Origin of the sequence: Streptomyces sp. UH6, assembly GCF_013421635.1 — a bacterium.
GTDB classification, from domain to species: domain Bacteria; phylum Actinomycetota; class Actinomycetes; order Streptomycetales; family Streptomycetaceae; genus Streptomyces; species Streptomyces abyssomicinicus.
Genome location: NZ_JACADT010000510.1, coordinates 1 through 4,040, shown reverse-complemented (window position 1 = coordinate 4,040; position 4,040 = coordinate 1). Strand labels below are relative to the sequence as shown.

The following is a 4,040-nucleotide window of genomic DNA, read 5'->3' as shown; positions in this document are numbered from 1 at the left end:
CACCGGGACCGGGCACGTCGACGCAGGTCAGGCAGGTTCGCCAGGCAGCGGAGTGACGGTCGTCACCCGCCCGCCCGCAGCACCGCGGCCACGATCGGGCCGGCCGCCTCACCGCCCCGCCCGCCCTGCTGGGCGACCGCCGCGGCGGCGACGTCACCGCGGTACCCGGTGAACCAGCTGTTGGGCAGTTCCTGCCCGTCGACCTCGGCGGAGCCGGTCTTGGCGCCGATGTCGGGACCGAGACCGCGCATCGCGTCCCGTCCCGACCCCTGGGTGGCGGTCAGGTGCATCATCCGGCGCAGCTGCGCGGCGACGTCCGGGGCGAGGCCGCGGGCGGTGGCGAGCCGCCGGTCGTCGAGCTCGGGCGACACCAGGTAGGGCTGTTTGAACGCGCCGGTCTTCGCGGTGGCCGTGACCGAGGCGACGTCGAGCGGACTCAGCTGCACCTGGCCCTGGCCGATCGCGTTGGCCGCGCGGTCCGGGCCGCCGGAGGGCGGGACGCTGCCGTCGAAGGAGACGATGCCGGTCTTCCAGTCGTCGCGGCCGAGCCCGAACCGCTCCTGCGCGACCCTGGTCAAGGTGTCGTCCTCCACCTCGTCGATCAGCTTGATGAAGGCGGTGTTGCAGGACCGGGCGAAACTGTCGGCCAGGGTGGCGTTCTCGTTCGGCACGAGCCCGGTGACGTTCCGGAAGGTCTGGCCCTGCCACACGGCGTCCTCGGTGCAGGGCGCCGGGCCGCCCTCATGGGTGACGCCCTCCTCGATCAGCATGGCCGCGGTGACGATCTTCATCGTGGAACCGGGCGCGAGCCGGCCCTGGAACGCCGCGTCGAAGCCGTCCGAGCGGTGGTTGGCGACCGCGAGCACCTCTCCGGTGCTGGGCTTCAGCGCGACCACCGAGGACTCCGGGTACTGGTTCACCGCCTCCTCCGCGGCCTTCTGGGCGGCGGCGGAGATCGTGGTGCGGACCGTGCCCGCCTTGCCCTCGGCGAGGGTCAGCAGGGGGGTGTCCGGTGCGTTCTGCCCGGCGTGCCGGATCACCAGCTCCACCGACGGGCTGCCGCCCGCCGAGCTGCCGTAACGTTCCCTCAGCTGGTCGACGACCGGCCCCAGCGACGGGTACTCCTCGGCGGTGAGCACCTTCCCGTCACGGTCCACCGTCTCGATCGCGGGCACGTCGGAGGGCCCGGTGACCAGCGTGTCGCCCTCCTTCAGCTCCGGGTGCACGACCGTCGGCCCCCAGTCGACCAGCGGCTTCCCCGTGGTGCGGCCGCGCACCACGGTCAGTTCGGTGTCGTAGGCGAGCCGCTCGCTCCTCCCGTCCAGGCTCACGGTCGCCCGCACCGAGTACGGGACGGTGGTGCCCTTCGCCTTCTGCGGGGTGATCCGCACGTCGCCCACCGAGGCCTGCTCGGACAGCCCGTTCAGCAGGGCGCCCGCCGCCGCCTCGTCGTTGGTGGCAGCGGCGGCGGCGTACCCGTCGCCCTTCTCCCACGCGTCGAAGAAGGCCGACGACGCCTCCCGGACGTCCTCGGCGTCCAGCGGATCGTCCGGGTCGGCCGCCGCGAGGGCGATCCCGTCGCCGCCGATGGCCGACAGGACGTTGTACGCCCCGTACCCCGCCCCGCCCAGCAGCACGGCGCACGCCGTGGACACCACGGCGACCTTCGCTCCCTTGCGCACCAGCGCTCCCCTCCCCAGGTGTGTGACCGATGGCACGGGGGAGGACGACGGGACGCGGTGAAACGGTTTCGCGACGGCCCCGGGACGGTTCCGCGACGGCTGAAACGCGACGGCGACGTCAGTGGGACGGCAGTGCGACGTCGGTGCGACGGGATTGCCGCGGGACCGCCGAGGGACGGCGGCGGCCCCGGACGGCCCCGGACGGCTCCGGACGAGCCCTGGGGCGGGGAGGTCTCCCTACGGGGCCCGGTAGCCGAAGGCCCGCGCGGTGTTGGCGGCGATCGCCTCGCACAGCGCCTCCTCCGGCATCCCGCGCACCTCGGCCATCGCCCGGACGGTGACCGGGATCAGGTACGGCGCGTTGGGCCGGCCCCGCCACGGCGACGGGGTGAGGAACGGCGCGTCGGTCTCCACCAGCAGCAGCTCCGCCGGGGCCACCGCCACCGCGTCCCGCAGGTTCTGGGCGTTCTTGAAGGTGACGTTGCCGGCGAACGACATGTAGTAGCCCTCGCGCGCGCAGATCTCCGCCATCTCCGCGTCGCCCGAGTAGCAGTGGAAGACGGTGCGCTCCGGGGCGCCCTCCTCCTTCAGCACCCGCAGCACGTCCGCGTGGGCGTCCCGGTCGTGGATGACCAGCGCCTTGCCGTGCCGCTTGGCGATCTCGACGTGGGCGCGGAACGACCGCTCCTGCGCCGCGCGGCCCTCGTCACCGGTGCGGAAGAAGTCCAGCCCGGTCTCGCCGACCGCCTTCACCTGCTCCAGCGCGGCCAGCGCGTCGATCCCGGCGAGCTGCTCGTCCAGCGCCGCCTCCCCGCCCGCCTCGCGCGCGCCCTGCCGCGACCAGCCGTCCGGGTCGCCCAGCACGACGCGGGGCGCCTCGTTCGGGTGCAGGGCGACGGCGGCGTGGACGTCCGCGTGCGCCGCGGCCGTCTCGGCGGCCCAGCGCGAACCCTTCAGGTCGCAGCCGACCTGCACCAGCGTGTTCACGCCCACCGCGGCCGCCGCCGCGAGGGCCTCCTCGACGGTGCCGGACTGCATGTCCAGGTGGGTGTGCGAGTCGGCGACCGCGACCCTCAGCGGCGCGGGCGGCGGAGGGGCTTCGGCGTGGTTCTTCGAAGGCATGCCACCGATCCTACGAACGCGGACGCCGCTCCCGGGACCGCGGGCTCAGGACGCCGGGCGGTTCCACCAGTGGCGCCCGTGGGGCTGCGCCTGGTGGGAACCGTGCAGCAGCTCCTCGAAGACGTGCACCCGCCCCGGCTGCATGATCCGCACGACATGACTGCCGCAGTTCACGCAGGTCGGCCGGGAGAGGGGTGAGGGAACGGTCTCGCCGTCGGCGCGGTAGGTCACGCTCTCGGAGCCGTCGGCGCGGACGTGGTGGTGGATCTCGTAGTCCTGCTCCCAGCCGTACCCGCAGCGCATGCAGGCGAAGGAGTACGACTCCTGGGCGCGGTACGGATGCTGCGTGGTCATGCCCGCTCCTTCCGACGCGACGGCATGTCCTTCCTTCCAGGCTATGTCCGCCGGTGAGGACGCGCTTCGCGGCGCCGGGAGAGTGACACCACGCGACGGGTCATCACTCGTTGTGACGACCTGATCTCCGTCCGCCGGATACGGTGGGACACCTGGTCGCAGGATGCCGTCCATGGGAGGAACCATGACCGCCGCCAAGCCCGCAGCCGAGCACCGGGCTCACTGGCCGGTGCCGCCGCAGGACGGCTACACCGTGGACGACCTGCTCACACTGCCGGATCTCCCGCCGCACACCGAGTTGATCGACGGGAGTCTGGTCTTCGTGAGTCCGCAACGGGATTTCCACAGCACGGTGATCGACCTGCTGGTCGGTGGGCTGCGCGGCGCGCTGCCATCGGGACTTCGGGTGCGGAGGGAGATGACCGTCGTACTAGACCGTCACAACGGCCCCGAACCTGACGTGAGCGTGATCCGGGCCGATGCGGTGGGACCCGACAAGACCCGCTACGAGGCAGCCGACGTCCTGCTGGCCGTCGAGGTCGTCTCCCCGGACTCCGAGTCCAGGGACCGGACGACCAAGCCGCACAAGTACGCCGCCGCCGGCATCCCGCACTTCTGGCGGGTCGAGCGGAACGGGGAGAGCGCGCACCCGCTGGTGCACACCTACGCGCTGGACCCGCTGACCAGGAGCTACGTGCACACCGGGATGCACCGCGACCAGCTCAAGGTGACCGAGCCCTACGACATCACCGTCGACCTGACCGCGGTCGACGACCTCTAGAGGACCGTCGCCCCCGGCGCGGGTCCCGTGGCCAGGCGGACGTCGCGGCAGGTGCCCGACGCGGCGAGGGCGTCGGCGATCCGGTCGGCGGACGCGGCGTC

At 72.9% G+C, this 4,040-nt stretch carries 4 protein-coding genes; 1 reads left to right on the top strand and 3 read right to left on the bottom strand.

The features are described from left to right. Nucleotides 1-62: 62 nt before the first annotated feature. From HW445_RS21010 to HW445_RS21000, 3 genes are all read right to left on the bottom strand, one after another. Nucleotides 63-1,682: a penicillin-binding transpeptidase domain-containing protein gene (locus HW445_RS21010; protein ID WP_180222531.1), complete on the bottom strand. Its 1,620-nt coding sequence runs from the start codon at nucleotides 1,680-1,682 to the stop codon at nucleotides 63-65. 237 nt (nucleotides 1,683-1,919) lie between these two features. Next, nucleotides 1,920-2,804, bottom strand: a complete 885-nt coding sequence (locus tag HW445_RS21005) for a TatD family hydrolase (protein ID WP_180222530.1) — start codon at nucleotides 2,802-2,804, stop codon at nucleotides 1,920-1,922. Between the two features lie 45 nt (nucleotides 2,805-2,849). After that, nucleotides 2,850-3,158, bottom strand: a complete 309-nt coding sequence (locus HW445_RS21000) for a hypothetical protein (protein ID WP_180222529.1) — start codon at nucleotides 3,156-3,158, stop codon at nucleotides 2,850-2,852. A gap of 172 nt (nucleotides 3,159-3,330) precedes the next feature. On the opposite strand from HW445_RS21000, the gene HW445_RS20995 reads away from it, so the two are divergent. Continuing rightward, the gene (locus tag HW445_RS20995; RefSeq protein ID WP_374939677.1) at nucleotides 3,331-3,939 is read left to right on the top strand and encodes a Uma2 family endonuclease; all 609 of its coding nucleotides are present in this window, start codon (nucleotides 3,331-3,333) and stop codon (nucleotides 3,937-3,939) included. Nucleotides 3,940-4,040 lie beyond the last annotated feature (101 nt).